Source organism: Enterobacter sp. BIDMC 27 (genome assembly GCF_000534415.1).
In the GTDB taxonomy this organism is placed as follows: Bacteria; Pseudomonadota; Gammaproteobacteria; order Enterobacterales; family Enterobacteriaceae; genus Enterobacter; species Enterobacter hormaechei_C.
Genome location: NZ_KI973178.1, coordinates 181,306 through 197,049, shown reverse-complemented (window position 1 = coordinate 197,049; position 15,744 = coordinate 181,306). Strand labels below are relative to the sequence as shown.

General features: G+C 56.6%; 17 protein-coding genes. 6 read left to right on the top strand and 11 right to left on the bottom strand.

The window, feature by feature from the left end; all coding sequences use genetic code 11:
• Window positions 1–2 precede the first annotated feature (2 nt).
• The gene (locus L463_RS21515) at window positions 3–998 is read right to left on the bottom strand and encodes a ubiquinone anaerobic biosynthesis protein UbiU (RefSeq protein ID WP_003861773.1); all 996 of its coding nucleotides are present in this window, start codon (window positions 996–998) and stop codon (window positions 3–5) included.
• Window positions 999–1,219: 221 nt separating this feature from the next.
• Here L463_RS21515 and L463_RS21520 point away from each other — a divergent pair, with 221 nt between their 5' ends.
• Window positions 1,220–1,744, top strand: a complete 525-nt coding sequence (locus tag L463_RS21520; RefSeq protein ID WP_003861771.1) for a ubiquinone anaerobic biosynthesis accessory factor UbiT — start codon at window positions 1,220–1,222, stop codon at window positions 1,742–1,744.
• Window positions 1,738–2,241, top strand: a complete 504-nt coding sequence (locus tag L463_RS21525) for a GNAT family N-acetyltransferase (RefSeq protein ID WP_015571968.1) — start codon at window positions 1,738–1,740, stop codon at window positions 2,239–2,241. Before L463_RS21520 ends, L463_RS21525 begins: the two co-directional genes overlap by 7 nt.
• Here the strand turns inward: L463_RS21525 and L463_RS21530 are convergent.
• Complete coding sequence (locus tag L463_RS21530) at window positions 2,228–2,557, bottom strand: GIY-YIG nuclease family protein (protein ID WP_074130432.1); 330 nt, start codon at window positions 2,555–2,557, stop codon at window positions 2,228–2,230. The genes L463_RS21525 and L463_RS21530 overlap by 14 nt on opposite strands.
• A gap of 14 nt (window positions 2,558–2,571) precedes the next feature.
• Here L463_RS21530 and L463_RS21535 point away from each other — a divergent pair, with 14 nt between their 5' ends.
• The gene (locus tag L463_RS21535) at window positions 2,572–3,006 is read left to right on the top strand and encodes a YhbP family protein (RefSeq protein WP_023295494.1); all 435 of its coding nucleotides are present in this window, start codon (window positions 2,572–2,574) and stop codon (window positions 3,004–3,006) included.
• Here L463_RS21535 and L463_RS21540 read toward each other — a convergent pair.
• The gene (locus L463_RS21540; RefSeq protein WP_015571965.1) at window positions 2,986–3,504 is read right to left on the bottom strand and encodes a type 1 glutamine amidotransferase domain-containing protein; all 519 of its coding nucleotides are present in this window, start codon (window positions 3,502–3,504) and stop codon (window positions 2,986–2,988) included. The two genes, L463_RS21535 and L463_RS21540, sit on opposite strands and share 21 nt — an antisense overlap.
• Before the next feature lie 128 nt (window positions 3,505–3,632).
• Between L463_RS21540 and L463_RS21545 the strand changes: the two genes are divergently transcribed.
• A complete protein-coding gene (locus tag L463_RS21545) occupies window positions 3,633–4,277 on the top strand; it encodes an NAD(P)H-binding protein (protein WP_023304489.1) in 645 nt (214 codons plus the stop codon).
• A gap of 40 nt (window positions 4,278–4,317) precedes the next feature.
• Entirely contained in the window at window positions 4,318–5,355 is a 1,038-nt protein-coding gene (locus L463_RS21550; protein WP_023295492.1) for a permease, read from the top strand.
• Window positions 5,356–5,405: 50 nt separating this feature from the next.
• Here L463_RS21550 and dolP read toward each other — a convergent pair whose 3' ends face one another.
• Genes dolP through L463_RS21570 form a run of 4 tightly spaced genes read right to left on the bottom strand, consistent with a single transcriptional unit; the run spans window position 5,406 to window position 9,094 of the window.
• Window positions 5,406–5,981, bottom strand: coding sequence for a division/outer membrane stress-associated lipid-binding lipoprotein (gene dolP, locus L463_RS21555; protein ID WP_006812102.1), 576 nt, complete (start codon window positions 5,979–5,981; stop codon window positions 5,406–5,408).
• 9 nt (window positions 5,982–5,990) lie between these two features.
• Window positions 5,991–6,581, bottom strand: coding sequence for a DnaA initiator-associating protein DiaA (gene diaA / locus L463_RS21560; RefSeq protein ID WP_003861754.1), 591 nt, complete (start codon window positions 6,579–6,581; stop codon window positions 5,991–5,993).
• A gap of 21 nt (window positions 6,582–6,602) precedes the next feature.
• Window positions 6,603–6,998 (bottom strand): YraN family protein, encoded by a 396-nt coding sequence (locus L463_RS21565; RefSeq protein ID WP_003861751.1) that lies wholly within the window; start codon window positions 6,996–6,998, stop codon window positions 6,603–6,605.
• Entirely contained in the window at window positions 6,956–9,094 is a 2,139-nt protein-coding gene (locus L463_RS21570) for a penicillin-binding protein activator (protein ID WP_023295491.1), read from the bottom strand. Before L463_RS21570 ends, L463_RS21565 begins: the two co-directional genes overlap by 43 nt.
• Before the next feature lie 61 nt (window positions 9,095–9,155).
• Between L463_RS21570 and rsmI the strand changes: the two genes are divergently transcribed.
• Window positions 9,156–10,019, top strand: coding sequence for a 16S rRNA (cytidine(1402)-2'-O)-methyltransferase (gene rsmI / locus L463_RS21575; RefSeq protein ID WP_000809144.1), 864 nt, complete (start codon window positions 9,156–9,158; stop codon window positions 10,017–10,019).
• A gap of 67 nt (window positions 10,020–10,086) precedes the next feature.
• Here the strand turns inward: rsmI and L463_RS21580 are convergent, their stop codons facing one another.
• From L463_RS21580 to kbaY, 4 genes are all read right to left on the bottom strand, one after another.
• Window positions 10,087–11,976, bottom strand: coding sequence for an alpha-galactosidase (locus L463_RS21580; protein ID WP_015571963.1), 1,890 nt, complete (start codon window positions 11,974–11,976; stop codon window positions 10,087–10,089).
• Between the two features lie 16 nt (window positions 11,977–11,992).
• Window positions 11,993–13,165, bottom strand: a complete 1,173-nt coding sequence (locus tag L463_RS21585; protein WP_032104417.1) for a MalY/PatB family protein — start codon at window positions 13,163–13,165, stop codon at window positions 11,993–11,995.
• Between the two features lie 12 nt (window positions 13,166–13,177).
• Window positions 13,178–14,749 (bottom strand): maltose/glucose-specific PTS transporter subunit IIBC, encoded by a 1,572-nt coding sequence (gene malX / locus L463_RS21590; protein WP_032104418.1) that lies wholly within the window; start codon window positions 14,747–14,749, stop codon window positions 13,178–13,180.
• 117 nt (window positions 14,750–14,866) lie between these two features.
• Entirely contained in the window at window positions 14,867–15,739 is an 873-nt protein-coding gene (gene kbaY / locus L463_RS21595) for a tagatose-bisphosphate aldolase subunit KbaY (RefSeq protein WP_032104419.1), read from the bottom strand.
• Window positions 15,740–15,744: the final 5 nt, after the last annotated feature.

Below are 15,744 nucleotides of genomic sequence, written 5' to 3'. Positions count from 1 at the left end.
TCTCACTGCCATTTACGGTGGTACGCGCCGAGCGTAGTTTGGGTGCCTTCAGACATCGCGCCGAGCGTCTCCATCCAGGCCGCTTGTGGAGCATAGTTTTGCGGGTCCGCCATGCAGCGGTCGATGGCCTGACGCCACACCTTCGCCACCTGGCTCACGTAGGCCGGGCTGCGCTGGCGGCCTTCGATTTTCACCGAGGCAATATTGGCGGCCAGCAGTTCCGGCAGCAATTCCAGCGTGTTGAGGCTGGTGGGCTCCTCCAGCGCGTGGTAGCGCTCGCCGTCCACCAGATAACGGCCTTTGCACAGCGTCGGGTAGCCCGCGTTTTCACCGTCCTGATAGCGGTCAATTAACACGTCATTCAGGCGTGACTCCAGTCCCTGCGGCGTTTGCTGCCAGCGAACGAAGCGGGCAGGCGAGCAGGCGCCGACGGTATTTGGCGATTCCCCGGTGAGATAGGAAGAAAGATAGCAGCGGCCTTCGGCCATGATGCACAGGCTGCCGAAGGCAAAAACCTCCAGCGGCACTGGCGTGACGCGCGCCAGTTGCTTAACCTGATGAATAGAGAGCACGCGCGGCAGCACCACGCGGGCTACGTCAAAGTGTCGATGATAAAAACGCACGGCCTCTTCATTGGTGGCCGATGCCTGAACAGAGACGTGGCGCTCAATATGCGGATAACGTTCTGCCGCATACTCAAGCATGGCGAGGTCGGCCAGGATCAGCGCATCGGCGCCCAGCTGGGCCGCCATATCCACGGCGCGCTGCCAGCGGGCATAGCCATCAGGATGGGCAAAGGTATTGATGGCGATGTGCAGTTTGCGCCGGTGCTGGTGAACGAAGTTAACGGCTTCCTGAAGCTTTTTCTCCGTAAAGTTAAGACCCGCAAAATGGCGGGCGTTGGTATCATCTTTCAGCCCGATATAGACCGCATCGGCCCCATTTTCGATGGCCGCCTTAAGCGCCGGAAGGTTTCCGGCAGGGCAGAGCAGCTCCATAATTTATCCCGATGTTGTCGATCGCAGGGATCGTAAAAAATGTTAACGAGCTGGGATTTTAATTAACCCATACGCGACAATTTTTGATTTAAGGCAGCTAATGGCGTATTGATGGCACCAATAATGAGGTATACCGGACAACGGTTTGTTGATTTACGCCGCTATCTTCTTGTCGGGATATGGCAAAATAGCAGGACTATAGCTATCAGGGAGTAAAGCTCGTGCTGGATAAACTGCGTTCACGTCTCGTACAATTTGGTCCATCAATGCTGAGCGTGCCGGTAAAACTGGCGCCGTTCGCGCTTAAACGCCAGGTGCTGGAACAGGTACTGAGCTGGCAGTTCCGCCAGGCGCTACAGGACGGTGAGCTGGAGTTTCTGGAAGGCCGCTGGTTAAAGATTGAAGTGCGCGATATCGGGTTGCGCTGGTTTACTTCCGTTGAGAACGATCGGCTGATCGTCCGTGAAACCGCCGAGGCGGATGTCAGCTTTAGCGCGGATGCCAGCGATCTGCTGATGATCGCCGCGCGCAAACAGGATCCGGACACCCTCTTCTTCCAGCGTCGTCTGGTGATTGAAGGCGACACGGAGCTCGGTCTGTACGTCAAAAATTTAATGGATGCCATTGAGCTGGAGCAGATGCCGAAAGCGCTGCGTATGATGTTGATGCAAATGGCAGATTTCGTTGAGGCCGGGCTAAAAACCCCGCCGGACAGTAAACACACTTCAGTAGGTGAGCCATGCTGATTCGAGTCGAAATTGGGATTGATGCGCCGGGTATCGATGCGTTGTTACGCCGCTCTTTTGCAGGCGACGCCGAAGCCCAACTGGTTCACGATCTTCGCGAAGATGGCCTGATTACGCTGGGCCTGGTTGCCACCGACGATGAAGGGCAGGTGGTCGGCTACGTGGCCTTCAGCCCGGTGATTGTGCAGGGTGAAGAGTTACAGTGGGTCGGCATGGCGCCGCTGGCTGTGGATGAAAACTACCGTGGCCAGGGCCTGGCGCGCCAGCTGGTCTATGAAGGGCTGGATTCACTGAATGAATTTGGCTATGCCGCTGTCGTCGTTCTGGGCGATCCGGCGTTCTACGAACGTTTAGGTTTTAAGCCAGCGTCCAGATACGATCTGCGCTGCCACTGGCCGGGCACGGAAACATCTTTCCTGGTGCATCCTCTGGCGGATGATGCGCTCGACGGCGTTACCGGTCTGGTGGAGTACCACGATCATTTCAATCGTTTTTAAGCAGGCTTTCGCGTAGCGCCTCGAAAGAGCCGTCCCCGTTGACGAGACGCTCTTTCTGGCGCTTCGTCAGCTGCTTGATGCGGTATTCCAGCCTGAGCGCCAGGGATCTGTCGCCCACGGCGGCTGAAAACGCTAACTGAAGTTCACCTTTCCCCCGCAGCGCCTTCGCCCCTTTCCCCGTTTGATGTTGTAAAAAACGCCGTGCCACATCGGTAGTGATCCCGGTGTAGAGTGCGTTATCAGTGGTTCGGACAAGATAGAGAAACCAGCACACGGTAAACAGATTCAGTATGTTAAGGTGAACGCACCATAGCATGAGAGAGAGCGAAAATGGAAACACTGGCCGCCATTAACCGCTGGCTGGCAAAGCAGCATGTCGTGACCTGGTGCGTCTGTAAAGACGAGGAGATGTGGTGCGCAAATGCCTTTTATTACTACGATCCCGAGCGAGTGGCCTTTTACGTGATGAGCGAAGATAAAACGCGGCATGCGCAGATGACGGGCCAGCGGGCAAAAGTGGCGGGCACGGTAAACGGTCAGCCTAAAACCGTTGCGCTGATCCGCGGGGTCCAGTTTAAAGGCGAAATTCGTCGCCTGGAAGATGAGGAGAGCGACGCGCAACGTAAACGCTATACGCGCCGCTTCCCGGTGGCCGCGGCGCTAAAAGCCCCGGTGTGGGAAATCCGCCTTGATGAGCTGAAATTTACCGACAACACCCTGGGCTTTGGCAAGAAGCTGCACTGGTTACGCGCCGAGCAGGCGTAGCGCTTCACGGTTAAACGCTGGCAGATCGTCCGGTGTACGGCTGGTGATCAGCTGATCGTTATCGTTCACCACTTCCTGATCGTAGAACTCGGCTCCCGCGTTTTTCAGATCGATAACGATCGGCTTCACCGCGGTGAGCTTACGCCCGCGTACCACCTCGGCGCTGATCAGCAGCTGCGGACCGTGGCAAATGGCAAATACCGGTTTACCGGTGCCGACGAAGTCACGGGTAAAGGTGACGAAACGCTCGTCTCCGCGCAGGGAATCCGGTGAATGACCGCCCGGTAACAGCAGGGCGTCGAAATCCGACGGGCTGACGTTATCAATGGATTCGTCAATGGTCACGCTGGCTTCGCCCTTATGGCCCTTCACGGTTTTACCCGCTTCTTTCTCGATGGTGACCACCTCGTGGCCCGCCTTGCGGAATGCCTCTGCTGGCGACGTAAATTCTGAATCTTCAAACTCGTCGGTAATCAAGACTGCGATTTTTTTACCCATGCTTCCTCCGTTGTTTTCGCTTCAGACTGTTTTTTTCCCGTTTGTGGTAAATACTTACCGGTAACAGACTTTTAAGTGTGGTAGAGCAGGCCCAGAACGCAAACGGACAATTCTGTAAAGGGGATAAGATGAGTCAGGTACTGATTACCGGCGCAACCGGGCTGGTGGGTGGACATCTGCTGCGGCTGCTGATCCAGGATCGGCATATCAATTATATCGCCGCCCCGACGCGTCGCCCGCTGTTGGATATCACCGGCGTCTATAACCCGCACGATCCACAGCTCACCGACGCGCTGGCGCAGGTGCAGGATCCCATTGATATCGCCTTTTGCTGCCTTGGCACCACCCGACGGGAAGCGGGCAGTAAAGAAGCTTTTGTCCATGCGGATTACACGCTGGTGGTGGATACCGCCCTGACGGCGAAAAAGCTGGGCGCAAAACATTTCCTGGTGGTCAGTGCGCACGGCGCGAACGCAGGCTCGCCGTTTTTTTACAACCAGGTGAAGGGCAAAATGGAAGAGGCGTTAATCGCGCAGAAATGGGAGCGCCTGACCATCGCGCGGCCTTCCATGCTGATGGGGCACCGTGACGAACGTCGTTTTAACGAGTCTTTTTTCGCTCCGCTGTTTCGCATCCTGCCGGGTAACTGGAAGTCCATCGAGGCGCGGGATGTCGCGCTGGCGATGCTAAAAGAGGCGCTGGCTCCGTCGCAGGAGGGGGTTAATATTATCCCTTCGGCAAAACTGCGTGAAATCGCGCAGGGCGAGGCGTAAACTTCCCCGGCTTATTAAATAACACCTTCCGGGGAATGGTATGACTGGTCAGTCTTCATCTCAGGCGGCAACACCTGTTCAGTGGTGGAAGCCCGCACTCTTCTTTCTCGTGGTCATCATTGGCCTCTGGTATGTGAAATGGCAGCCGTACTACGGTAAAGCCTTCACCGCCGCCGACACCCACAGCATCGGTAAATCGATTCTCGCGCAGGCCGATTCCAGCCCGCTACGCGCGGCGTGGGATTACGCCATGGTCTATTTTCTTGCCGTCTGGAAAGCGGCGGTATTGGGCGTATTGCTGGGCTCGCTGATTCAGGTACTTATCCCGCGTAACTGGCTGGTGAAAACCCTGGGACAGCCGCGCTTGCAGGGCACGCTGCTGGGGACGATTTTCTCCCTGCCGGGCATGATGTGCTCCTGCTGCGCCGCACCGGTGGCGGCGGGTATGCGCCGACAGCGCGTGTCGATGGGCGGCGCGCTTGCCTTCTGGATGGGTAACCCCCTGCTGAACCCGGCAACGCTGGTGTTTATGGGTTTCGTTCTCGGCTGGCATTTCGCGTTTATCCGTCTGGCGGCTGGCCTGCTGACGGTGGTGCTTGTCGCTACGCTGGTGCAGCACCTGGTGAAAGACAACGAGGCCGGGCCTGCCTCCGTTGAGCTGGACGTCAGCGAGCCGCAGGGCAGTTTCTTTGCTCGCTGGGGCAAAGCGCTGTGGCAGCTTTTCTGGAGCACCATTCCGGTCTATATCCTGGCCGTACTGGTGCTGGGGGCGGCGCGCGTCTGGCTGTTCCCGCATGCGGATGGCGCTATCGACAACACGCTGATGTGGGTGATTGCGATGGCGGTGGCCGGGTGCCTGTTTGTGATCCCAACCGCGGCGGAGATTCCGATTATTCAGACCATGATGATGGCCGGTATGGGGACCGCACCGGCGCTGGCGCTGCTCATCACGCTGCCGGCGGTGAGCCTGCCGTCGCTTATCATGCTGCGTAAGTCATTCCCGGCGAAAGCGCTGTGGCTGACTGCGGGGCTGGTGGCGTTAAGCGGAGTGATTGTGGGGAGTATGGCGCTTGTGTGAAAAAAAGCCCGGTGGCGCTAGCGCTTACCGGGCCTGTAGCCAGGTGGGAATTACTTAATGTAAGTAAAGGCGGTGGTGACGTGCTTCACGCCGCTCACCCGGCTGGCGATATCCGCTGCCGCTTTCCCTTCACGTTCCGTCACCAGACCCAGCAGGAACACTTCGCCGTTCTCCGTGGTCACTTTCACGTTTGAGGATTTCACCTGGTCGGTACCCAGCAGCTGGGAACGCACTTTGGTGGTGATCCAGGTATCAGATGACGCGGTGCCGAGACCAATCGGCTGGCCCTGGCGGATCTCGTTAAACACTTCCGCCGTGCCTTCCACACCCATCGCGATCTGTTTGGCGCGCGAGGCGAGTTCAGGATTTGGCGCCTGGCCTGCCAGCAGCACTTTGCCCTGATAAGCCGTCACGTTGATGCGTGCTTCCTTCTTGATCTGTTCATCTTTCGACAGCGCACTGTTTACGCGCAGCTCAAGCGTACCGTCATCCACCTGCGTCCCAACGGTACGCGGATCGGTCGCTGCTTTGGTGCCGACCGCTGCGGTGCCGACTACAGCGGCAGCGATGCATCCCTGAAGCAGTAATGCAGACATCACGACTGCAAGGGCCGATAAAACCTTCATGAGAACTCCTTAATCATCCTGGTGAGGGAAAAGCGTGTTATCGATCAGATCGCATAAGCAGTTCACCGTGAGCATATGCATCTCCTGGATGCGGGCGCTACGGTGCGAAGGAATGCGGATCTCCACATCCTGCGGCCCCAGCAGGCCGGCCAGCTCTCCGCCGTCGTAACCGGTCAGGGCGACAATCGTCATATCCCGGGTCACTGCCGCTTCAACCGCTTTAACGATATCCCGGCTGTTACCGCGCGTGGAGATCGCCAGCAGCACGTCTCCGGCATGGCCTAAGGCGCGCACCTGCTTGGCGTAGATTTCGTCATGCAGACGATCGTTGGCAATCGCAGTTAAGACCACGTTATCGGTGTTTAGTGCAATGGCAGGTAAACTCGGGCGCTCGGTTTCGAAGCGATTGATCATGCTGGCAGCAAAATGCTGTGCGTTGGCGGCGGACGTGCCATTGCCACAACAGAGGATTTTGTTGCCGTTGAGCAGCGACTGAACCAGCGTCATCGCTGCACGCGAGATCGCGTCCGGGAGGGCTTCCGCCGCGGCAATCTGCGTTTGAATGCTTTCTGTGAAGCACACTTTAATTCGTTCGAGCACGGTATCCCTTTAAAATCTTATTTATGCGTCTTCGCCAAACGCGTTTTTAAGCCAGTCGATCGCATTTCCGGTGAAGGCTACCACATCGAAACGGCAATCCACAGTATCAAAACTCCCATTATGGCGGGCAAGCCACAAGTGGGCAGTCTGTAATAATTTTTGTTGTTTGGCGAGCGTCACGCTGGCGGCAGCACCGCCAAAACGGGACGACTGTCGGTAGCGAACTTCAACAAACACGATGGTCTGACCGTCTTTCATGATCAGGTCAATCTCGCCGCCGCGCCCGCGAACGTTGGCGGCGACAAAGCGCAGTCCTTTGCCTTCAAGCCAGCGACGCGCCTTTAACTCCCACGCGTCGCCGGTCTGTTTACGGCTTAACTGGCCGGGACAATCTGCCCCTGCTGGTATTTGAGCCATGATAACTTCCTGTTAATCACACAATCCTGATCGGCGGTCAGATCGCCGGTATTCCCGTTAAGCTCGAAGCCCGGTACCTGACGCATCTGGGTGAAGTGGTTTGCCAGCGCCCAGGCATCGACGCCCATCGCGTACAGACGCGCCAGGGAATAGTCATTGCGCACCGCGCCCAGCGCCTGCTGCATCAACTGCGGGTTGCTGCCTGCCAGCATGGGGATCTCGCTGTATTGCAGTCCTTCCATTTCCAGACGGAAATCCGGGCCTGCGGTACCCTGTGCGCTGCGTGAGCTGGCGTAGAGCGTTGCGCCGCTCTGGCTGCCGTTACGCATGGCGATCATCGGTTTGATAAAGGCGATCTCTTCCGGGGTAGCGACGATGTATGCCGAATCCACTTTACCGCCGCCGCTGATTTGCGCGTCGGTAGGTGGCGCCGGGATCGTCAGACCGCCGATGGTGACGCTCTGCTGCTGCGGCAGGCTGGCGGATACCGGGCTACCGTTGAGGGCAATACCTGCCCCGCCGTTCACGCCCGCTCTCAGTTCGGAAGCTGAGCCAAATTTCTGCTGCAACACCACGCCACCGCCAAGGGTCTGCCACTCTTGCGCAAACGCGTTGGCAACGCGATCGCCCAGCGTGCTGCGTGGGATCAGCAGCAGCGGCGCCTGCTTGCCCTGCTCGTGAATATGGCGGGCCGCATCGCGGGCTTCATCCTCCGGAGAGAGGGCGAAGTAACAGATATTGGCGCGGTTCTGAACCTGCTCAGGCTGGTTAAGCGCCAGCACGTTCAGCGTGGTGTTGCTCTTCATCAGCGCTTCCACGTTGTTTTTCAACAGCGGGCCGACAACGATGCTGGCCCCGTCCTGCTGAACCTGCGCCAGCACCTGGTCAAGCGGCTGGGCGCTGGTGTCGTAGATTTTCAACTCTGCACCAGGATTAGCGCTGGTGGTGGCCACAGCCTGCGGCTGGGTTGCTGGCTGCTGTTCCGGCTGTGCGGTTTGCGGCTGAGGTTGTTCTGCCGTCGCGGGCGCCGGTGTTTCAGCCGGGGCCTGTGTTGCCGCAGGCGCTGGGGTAGCAGGCTGCGTCGTTGGGGCGGTAACCGGATTCTGCATGGTGCCCTGCGCAGGGGTTTGCGCGGTGGTCAGGTCGCTGGTTTCGGCGGCGGACGGGCTGACAACGTCATTCACATTCGCCGCCTGTGCAGCCTGCGCCGGAACCGCGCTGCCGCTGACGGCGGTGGTGCCGTTTTTCGCGGCTTCAAAACCTTGCTGAATGGCGCGACCAAACACCGCAGCCTGACCGTTTAACGGCAGCAGCAGGGCGATTTTGCTGGTGGAGGCGGGCTTAAAGTTTTGCACGTTCACCAGCTGCGTTGGCAGCATTTTCGCTCCCGGGTTTTGCGGGTAACGCTTTTGCCAGTCGGTAATGCCGGCTTTCAGCATGTTCGGATCGCTTCGGTTGTTGAACCACATCTGTTGCAGATCCAGCCAGCCTTGCAGGACATTTTCATCGGCGTTGATTACCAGCGCCTTGGCCTGATCCTGGGTCATGGAGGCGAGCGCCTGCCAGGTTGCGTCAATATTTTTTTGCTTGTCTGCACCCGCGAGCAGAGGCTCCTGGGCAATCAGCGCGCGGAGTAGCGTCAGGGAAGGGCGACCCTGCTCAGCGGTGATACCGGCCTGCCAGAAACGGGCCTGCTGGTTTTTATCCAGCGTGCTGAGATCGATGGTGCCGAGGATCTTCTTCGCGCCGTCGTAATCTTTTTGCGCGACCTTCAGTTCTGCCGACAGCAGCGTCTGCTCATGGCGCTGAGTGTCGTTAAGATCCTGCGGCAGCTGGCTGAACAGCTCGGCGGCCTGCTGGGTTTTCCCTTCTTTCAGCAGTGCACGAATGGCGAGTAATTGCCAGTTGATCCTGGTATCATTTGTACTCTGCGACATTTGTTGCAGATAAAAGCCAGAATCAGCCTGAGCGGATCCCTGCATATGAGCAGTGCTCTGGTCAGGTGCCTGGGTGCCGCAGCCGGTAAAGATCAGGGCTGCCAGCAGGAGGGGCACGCTGTGCGCGGCTTTTTTTCGAAGAAACGTTAACGGTACCATACTGTATCCAGTGATTTTTTTACGCAATGCTCAATATTAAATCGGCAATACGGACGAAACAATGAAACAACACGAAACGGCAGATAATTCTCAAGGCCAGCTTTATATTGTACCTACTCCTATCGGGAATTTGTCTGATATTACCCAACGTGCGCTCACCGTATTGCAAGCTGTTGATTTAATTGCGGCTGAAGACACCCGTCATACCGGTTTACTGCTACAACACTTTGCCATCAACGCCCGTTTGTTTGCCCTGCACGATCACAATGAGCAACAAAAAGCCGAAACGCTGGTGGCGAAGCTTAAAGAAGGGCAGAACATCGCGCTGGTCTCCGATGCGGGAACGCCGCTGATCAACGATCCGGGCTACCATCTGGTACGCACCTGCCGGGAAGCTGGCATCCGCGTTGTGCCGCTGCCGGGGCCGTGCGCGGCGATTGCGGCGTTAAGCGCTGCGGGTCTGCCGTCCGATCGTTTCTGCTACGAAGGTTTCCTGCCAGCTAAATCCAAAGGTCGCCGCGATGTATTAAAGGATCTGGAAGCCGAACCGCGTACGTTGATCTTCTACGAATCCACTCACCGTCTGCTGGAAAGCCTGGAGGATATGGTGACCGTCTGGGGCGAAGGGCGCTACGTGGTGCTGGCGCGCGAGCTGACCAAAACGTGGGAAACCATTCACGGTGCGCCGGTCGGCGAACTGCTGGCGTGGGTGAAAGAAGACGAAAACCGCCGCAAGGGCGAAATGGTGCTGATTGTCGAAGGGCACAAAGCACAGGAAGACGCTCTGCCTGCCGATGCGCTGCGTACGCTGGCCCTGCTACAGGCTGAACTTCCTCTGAAAAAAGCGGCGGCGCTGGCGGCGGAGATCCACGGCGTGAAGAAAAATGCGCTGTATAAATATGCGCTGGAGCAGCAGGGGGAGTAAGACCCTGCCGCCTGTTTTGCCGGGTGGCGGCTTCGCCTTACCCGGCCTACACCGTGTCAAAGCCTCACTATTTCTCCGGCATCGCCTCAAACACCAGCGTTTCCAGCGGTTGCAGCGTAATCACCACAGCGTTTTTATACTCCTCTGGTACGGTCGAATTACTGCCGTACACGGCTTTCAGGGTAAACTGCGAACGCTCTCCTGCCGGGATCTCAAAATCTTTGGTTAAATCCAGGAAGTAACGTTGCGGCTTATCCGATGGGTTGCGTAAGCCAAAAATCGCTTTGTCTTTACTCCATGAGGCCCAGCCGTAAACCTCAAGCGAAGTTGGGTCTCCGCCAATCCAGTGAGTATCCACCAGCACGCTGGCATTCTCACGCGACCATTTCGCCGCCTGCGCCAGGGTATCCCACTTCGCCTTATTCAGCATGGACGGCGTGATGTACAGCTCCTGAAGCTGAGTTCCGGTTGCGAAGTAGCTCCAGACCTGATCGGCAAAATCGCTGTCTGTTTGCACTTTCTCGAGTCCATAGTAAGCGTTCTCTGCGCTGACGATCCCGTGGTACATCAGTGAGTTAAGCGGGAACAGCGGACCTTTACGCACGATGGATCGCCAGGTTTCGGCATCGCGGTAGGTCATCCACTGCTGCACTGGCGTGCCGGGGCCGTACAGGTTGATATCATCGCCCTGACGCCAGATTGAATCAGCATAGAACAGCCAGGACGGGCTGGCGTCGGTGCCGGTGGTCAGGTTGATAAACAGGTTCGGATTTGCGCTGCGCATGTTGTGCAGCAGGGCAATGGACGCGTCAAAATCCGATGCAAATGGGCTGCCCTTGATATGCGAATTGGCGTTACCCATTCCGTCGAGCTTGAACGAGGTAATATGCTCGTTTTTGATCAGCTTGATGATCTGATCGTTAAAGTTTTTAAAATAGTTCGGCCCCGACAGCGCCAGCTTGCCGTCTACGGTTTCGAAACCATACTCTTTTGCATGCGAGACGCGAATATCGCGCGGCTTGTTGTATCCGCCCCACGGAGAAAGCCACAGCCCAACCGAGCTATGCAGGCTGTCGGCTTTTTCCCTGACTTTGCCAAAACCGTTGCTGAATGCCGGGCCAAACAGCCAGCGTCCGGTGCGATCGTCCCAGCCATCGTCCAGCAGGAACGCGTCCAGCGCCACCCCGCGTCCGGCAATAAATTCTTTATTCCATTCGTCCATCCGCCCAATGACATCCTGCTCGGAGTAAGGGGTAAAGAAGCCGATGTCCATCCAGCTGTTGTAGTGCAGGTAAGGCTTATAAGGCCGCGGACGCACGGCATCGATAAACTGGTTTACGCTGCGGCGCAGCTGATTAGTTTCCGGGAAAGTGCCGAACCAGGTGGTAAAACTAACCGGTGTCTCAGGCAGAATTGGCGTTTTCAGCTCCACGTTGAGGTTCGTGGTGGCTTCATAAGCGTAAGTATTCACAATCGGTTTGTCTGGCAGGATGAAGAACGAGTCGGCCACGATTGGCGAGCTGTTAATCGCCCCGTCAACGTAAGGTGCCTGAGACTGCTTCTTCGTCGGGAAGAAGGTAATTTTCGCTACGTCCCGCGGCTGCCCGACGGCGGCGATGGTGTAGCCAATGCTGGCGTATTTTCCCTTCACCAGGTTCAGTTTCACCGTTACGATAAAATCCGGATGCGTAAAGTCGATGACTATCGCATTGTCCTGCTTTTCGACGTGCTTGATTTTGAAATCAGCGGTGTGGATTTTTGTTTCATCCGGTAGCGTCAGAAAGAACAACTCCTGGGGCGTGAGCGGATGGTTAGCTTTGCTGTCCGTTACCACTACCGTTGCGTTTGCATCATCAAACGAAAGGGCAATATTGTCGTTACTGAGCGCGTAGTTTGCTGCCGCCGCACCATGAGAAACACAGAGAGTCAGCAGCGAGAGAGTGAGCATTTTTTTCATCGGGGTAAGATCCTTATCAGTAATGCTTCAGCATTCGGTTGATGGACTGTTCCAGCCAGTAGCGCTGGGTGCCGAAGTTAATACGCAGGTAGTTTTCGCCGTTTTGTACGTAGTGGCTGCCATCTTCAATGACCACGCCAGCCTGTTTTGCGAAATGTTGAGTTAGCGCCGTCGCACTGCGATCGTCCGCACTGACGTCTATCCAGGCGAGATACGACGACTCCGGGTTCATCATCTTCCATGCAGGGAAATGGGTCTGAATGGCATCCGCAAGGTAGCGGGCATTGCCGCGCAGATAACCATTCAGCGCGTCGAGCCATGGCAGACCTTGCTGATAAGCCAGAATAATTCCCCACACGCCGAAGATATTGGGCGAGGTAATGGAGTTCTTCTCCAGCTGCTGGCGGAAACGCTGGCGCAGCGAATCGTCTGGAATCATTGAGTAGGATGTTTTTAGCCCGCCAAGGTTGAAGGCTTTATTGGGGGAGGTCAGCACAATCAGGTTGTCCTGGGCGGCACAGCCCGAAGTCAGACAACTGACGAATGTACCGTCCAGAATGTGCTCGGCGTGAACCTCATCAACCACCAGAATCGTGCCGTAGCGCTTACAGAGATCGGACACCTGACGTATCTCATCCGCGCGCCAGATTCGGCCCGAGGGGTTATGCGGCGAGCAGAAGAACCACAGTTTTGGACGGTGAGTTTTGAGCTGAACTTCAATCAGATTAAAATCCAGCTGATAGCGGTTTTCCTTCACGCTCAGCGGATTTGCAAGCACCCGCACGCCCTGTCGCTGTGTCGCCATCGCAAACGGGTCATACACCGGGGTATTCATCATCACGCAGTCGCCGGGTTTGCAGAACGCCTGAACCGTATAGTGCAGCGTGGAAACGGTGCCGTAGGTCAGGGTGATCCATGACTTATGCACCTCAACCTGATGACGGCTACGCTGGAAGGCGATGACCGCATCGTAGAATTCGTCGAAGCACCAGGTGTAACCGAAGGTGCCATGCTCCACGATGCGCTGGAAGCCTTCAATCACGGCGGGTGGCGAGGTGAAATCCATATCTGCTATCCACAGCGGGATAAATCCCTCCGGGACATCACCGAAACGCGAGCACACAAACGTATGATCCCATTTACGGCATTTATCGCTTTTACGCTCAATGATTCTGTCGAAATCAAACACAACGACCCCCTGTTAAATTAAGGCTTCAATGCCGGATTTGACGCTCTGCACCTGCGGGCCGATGATCACCTGAACGCTGTGGGCATCAAGCACCACTACTGACAAGGCGCCCGCGGCCTTCAGCGCCTGCTGGTCGATAAGCCCCATATCTTTTACCACCAGACGTAAGCGGGTGATGCAGTTGTCGAGCGACTCAATATTCTCTTTACCGCCAAGCGCGCGAAGAATAAGCCCATGATCGTATTTCGATTTTCCACGTGCCCGGGTATTGGCTTCCACCGCCTGGAGCGCACCCTGCGCGTCAACCTCACGGCCCGGCGTTTTAATATCGTGCCTGAGGATGTACCAGCGGAAGACGAAGAAGTAGATAGCAAACCAGGCAATACCCACCGGGAACAGCAGATACCATTTGGTCGACATCCCCTGCATGACGCCGAAGATCAGCAGATCCAGAATGCCGCCGTCGGTGTTGCCAATGGTGACGCCGAGCAGCGCCATCACCATCAGCGCCAGGCCAGACATAACGATATGAAACGCGTAAAGCACAGGGGCAATAAACAGGAACAGGAACTCAATCGGCTCTGAAATACCCGTGACAACTGAAACCAGCACGCCTGAAAGCAGCAGCCCTTTAATCACCGGACGGTTTTCCGGGCGCGCGGTGCGGTAGATAGCGTAAGCCACGGCAGGCAGGCCGAAGATAAATGTCGGCATAAACCCTTGCGATAAAAATGCCGTAACGTGCGGGCTAAACGGCAGGCCAGCTTTCAGCTCGGCGTAGAAAATGTTCAGCGCACCGGCCACTTCCTGGCCGTTAACCATCTCAATGCCGCCCGCCGGGGTGAAGCGCACCATCGCCAGCAGGATGTGGTGCAGGCCAAAAGGTTTGAGCAGCAGTACGCCCACGCCATACAGGAATGGCCCAAAGACGCTGGTGCTCTGGATGATATGACCAATCCCGGCAATGCCCATTGCCACATATTCCCACAGCAGGGGGATGAACAAGCCGACCAGCGACAGGGTGAGGGCAGTAACAATCGGTACAAAACGAGTGCCGCTAAAGAAGGCAAACGCGTCGTGCAGCACCGTGTCCTGGAAACGCTCGTGCAGGAAGTAGGTTATCACCCCTACCACAATGCCGCCGAGCACGCCCATCTCCAGCGTTTGAATGCCAAGCACAATGGATTGTCCCACCTGTCTCATGGTGGCGGCATCCGCAAGCTGGTGGGTGGCGGTCAGGTAGTAGTTGATGCTCATGTTCATCAGCATGTAGCCAACGAATCCGGCAAAAGCGCCCACCGCTTTATTACGTCTGGCAAGGCCCATCGGGATCGCCATGGCAAACATCAGCGGCAGATAGGTAAAAGCAAAGCCGCCGACCATGGCGATAAAACCAAAGGTGAGCTGCGTTAACTCGCCGCCCAGAAAGGGAAAACTTTTGATGGTGGAAGGGCTGGTGACAGAACTACCGATACCTAACAACAACCCCATAAAGGCCAACAGTGAGACCGGGAACATAAACGTCTTTCCCAGGCTCTGGAAAAACTCCCACGCTTTCGATTTAAACGACTTTTCCTGTGTCATGTAGGGACTCCTCGGTTTTTTAGGATAATGGAAGGCGCTGTCCGGCTTAAGGACGCGCCTTCATATTTGCGAGGCTTATAGTTATTTTTTTAGGTACTAACGTTATGCGCGATGGGTTCAGGCTTCAGCCGCAAGCAGCAGCCGGTTCGCCGAGCCGCAAACGGTGATTTTGCTTCTGACCACCTCTTTCATGGCATCCATGCCGACGCGCATGTAGAAGCGCGGATCGTTGCCCTGTGGGTTCTCGGCAAACCAGGCTTTGACTGCGTCAGAGAAGGCGATTTTCAGCTCTGTTGCGACGTTAACTTTGCAGACGCCCAGCTCAATGGTGCGGCGCACATCCTCATCCGGCACATCACTCGCACCGTGCAGCACCAGCGGCACTGTCACTACCTCGCGGATCTCGGCCAGCCGCTGGAAGTCGATTTTTGGGCGTTTGGTATAAAGACCGTGCGCGGTACCGATGGCAACGGCGAGGCTGTCCACGCCTGTCATTTCGACAAAGCGTTTTGCTTCCTGCGGGTCGGTCAGGAACGCGCTTTCGGCGTCGACGCTCATGTCATCTTCCACTCCGCCCAGTCGGCCCAGTTCGGCCTCGACGCTACAGTCGTTGAGGTGGCAGAAATCGACGACCGATTTCACCAGCTTGACGTTTTGTTCGAAGGGGTAATGGCTACCGTCGATCATTGCGCTACGTACGCCGGCATGGACTTTGCGGCGAATGTCGTCCAGCGATTCGTGGTGATCGAGGTGTAGCGCCAGCGGCATGTCATAAGTAAGGGAATATGCGCTGCACAAGGCGTAGATCTCTTCCAGCGCAATATGTTTAAACGTCCCCGGCGTACCCGCGAGGATCACCGGCGATCGCATTTCGCTACAGACTTCGAGGATCGCCTGGATCGTCTCGGCGTTATGGATGTTAAAGGCCGGAACGGCATAGCCCTTCGCCTGTGCGTCCTGCAAAAGATATTTGGTAGAAATAATACTCATGAGCC

What these genes read in the sequence shown, in the direction of transcription:
- L463_RS21535 (WP_023295494.1), top strand. Translation starts at nt 2,572, where the DNA reads ATGGAAACACTGGCCGCCATTAACCGCTGGCTGGCAAAGCAGCATGTC.
- rsmI (WP_000809144.1), top strand. Translation starts at nt 9,156, where the DNA reads ATGAAACAACACGAAACGGCAGATAATTCTCAAGGCCAGCTTTATATT.
- L463_RS21570 (WP_023295491.1), bottom strand. Translation starts at nt 9,094, where the DNA reads ATGGTACCGTTAACGTTTCTTCGAAAAAAAGCCGCGCACAGCGTGCCC.
- L463_RS21580 (WP_015571963.1), bottom strand. Translation starts at nt 11,976, where the DNA reads ATGAAAAAAATGCTCACTCTCTCGCTGCTGACTCTCTGTGTTTCTCAT.
- L463_RS21515 (WP_003861773.1), bottom strand. Translation starts at nt 998, where the DNA reads ATGGAGCTGCTCTGCCCTGCCGGAAACCTTCCGGCGCTTAAGGCGGCC.
- L463_RS21525 (WP_015571968.1), top strand. Translation starts at nt 1,738, where the DNA reads ATGCTGATTCGAGTCGAAATTGGGATTGATGCGCCGGGTATCGATGCG.
- dolP (WP_006812102.1), bottom strand. Translation starts at nt 5,981, where the DNA reads ATGAAGGTTTTATCGGCCCTTGCAGTCGTGATGTCTGCATTACTGCTT.
- malX (WP_032104418.1), bottom strand. Translation starts at nt 14,749, where the DNA reads ATGACACAGGAAAAGTCGTTTAAATCGAAAGCGTGGGAGTTTTTCCAG.
- L463_RS21565 (WP_003861751.1), bottom strand. Translation starts at nt 6,998, where the DNA reads ATGGCTCAAATACCAGCAGGGGCAGATTGTCCCGGCCAGTTAAGCCGT.
- L463_RS21545 (WP_023304489.1), top strand. Translation starts at nt 3,633, where the DNA reads ATGAGTCAGGTACTGATTACCGGCGCAACCGGGCTGGTGGGTGGACAT.
- L463_RS21530 (WP_074130432.1), bottom strand. Translation starts at nt 2,557, where the DNA reads ATGCTATGGTGCGTTCACCTTAACATACTGAATCTGTTTACCGTGTGC.
- L463_RS21550 (WP_023295492.1), top strand. Translation starts at nt 4,318, where the DNA reads ATGACTGGTCAGTCTTCATCTCAGGCGGCAACACCTGTTCAGTGGTGG.
- L463_RS21540 (WP_015571965.1), bottom strand. Translation starts at nt 3,504, where the DNA reads ATGGGTAAAAAAATCGCAGTCTTGATTACCGACGAGTTTGAAGATTCA.
- kbaY (WP_032104419.1), bottom strand. Translation starts at nt 15,739, where the DNA reads ATGAGTATTATTTCTACCAAATATCTTTTGCAGGACGCACAGGCGAAG.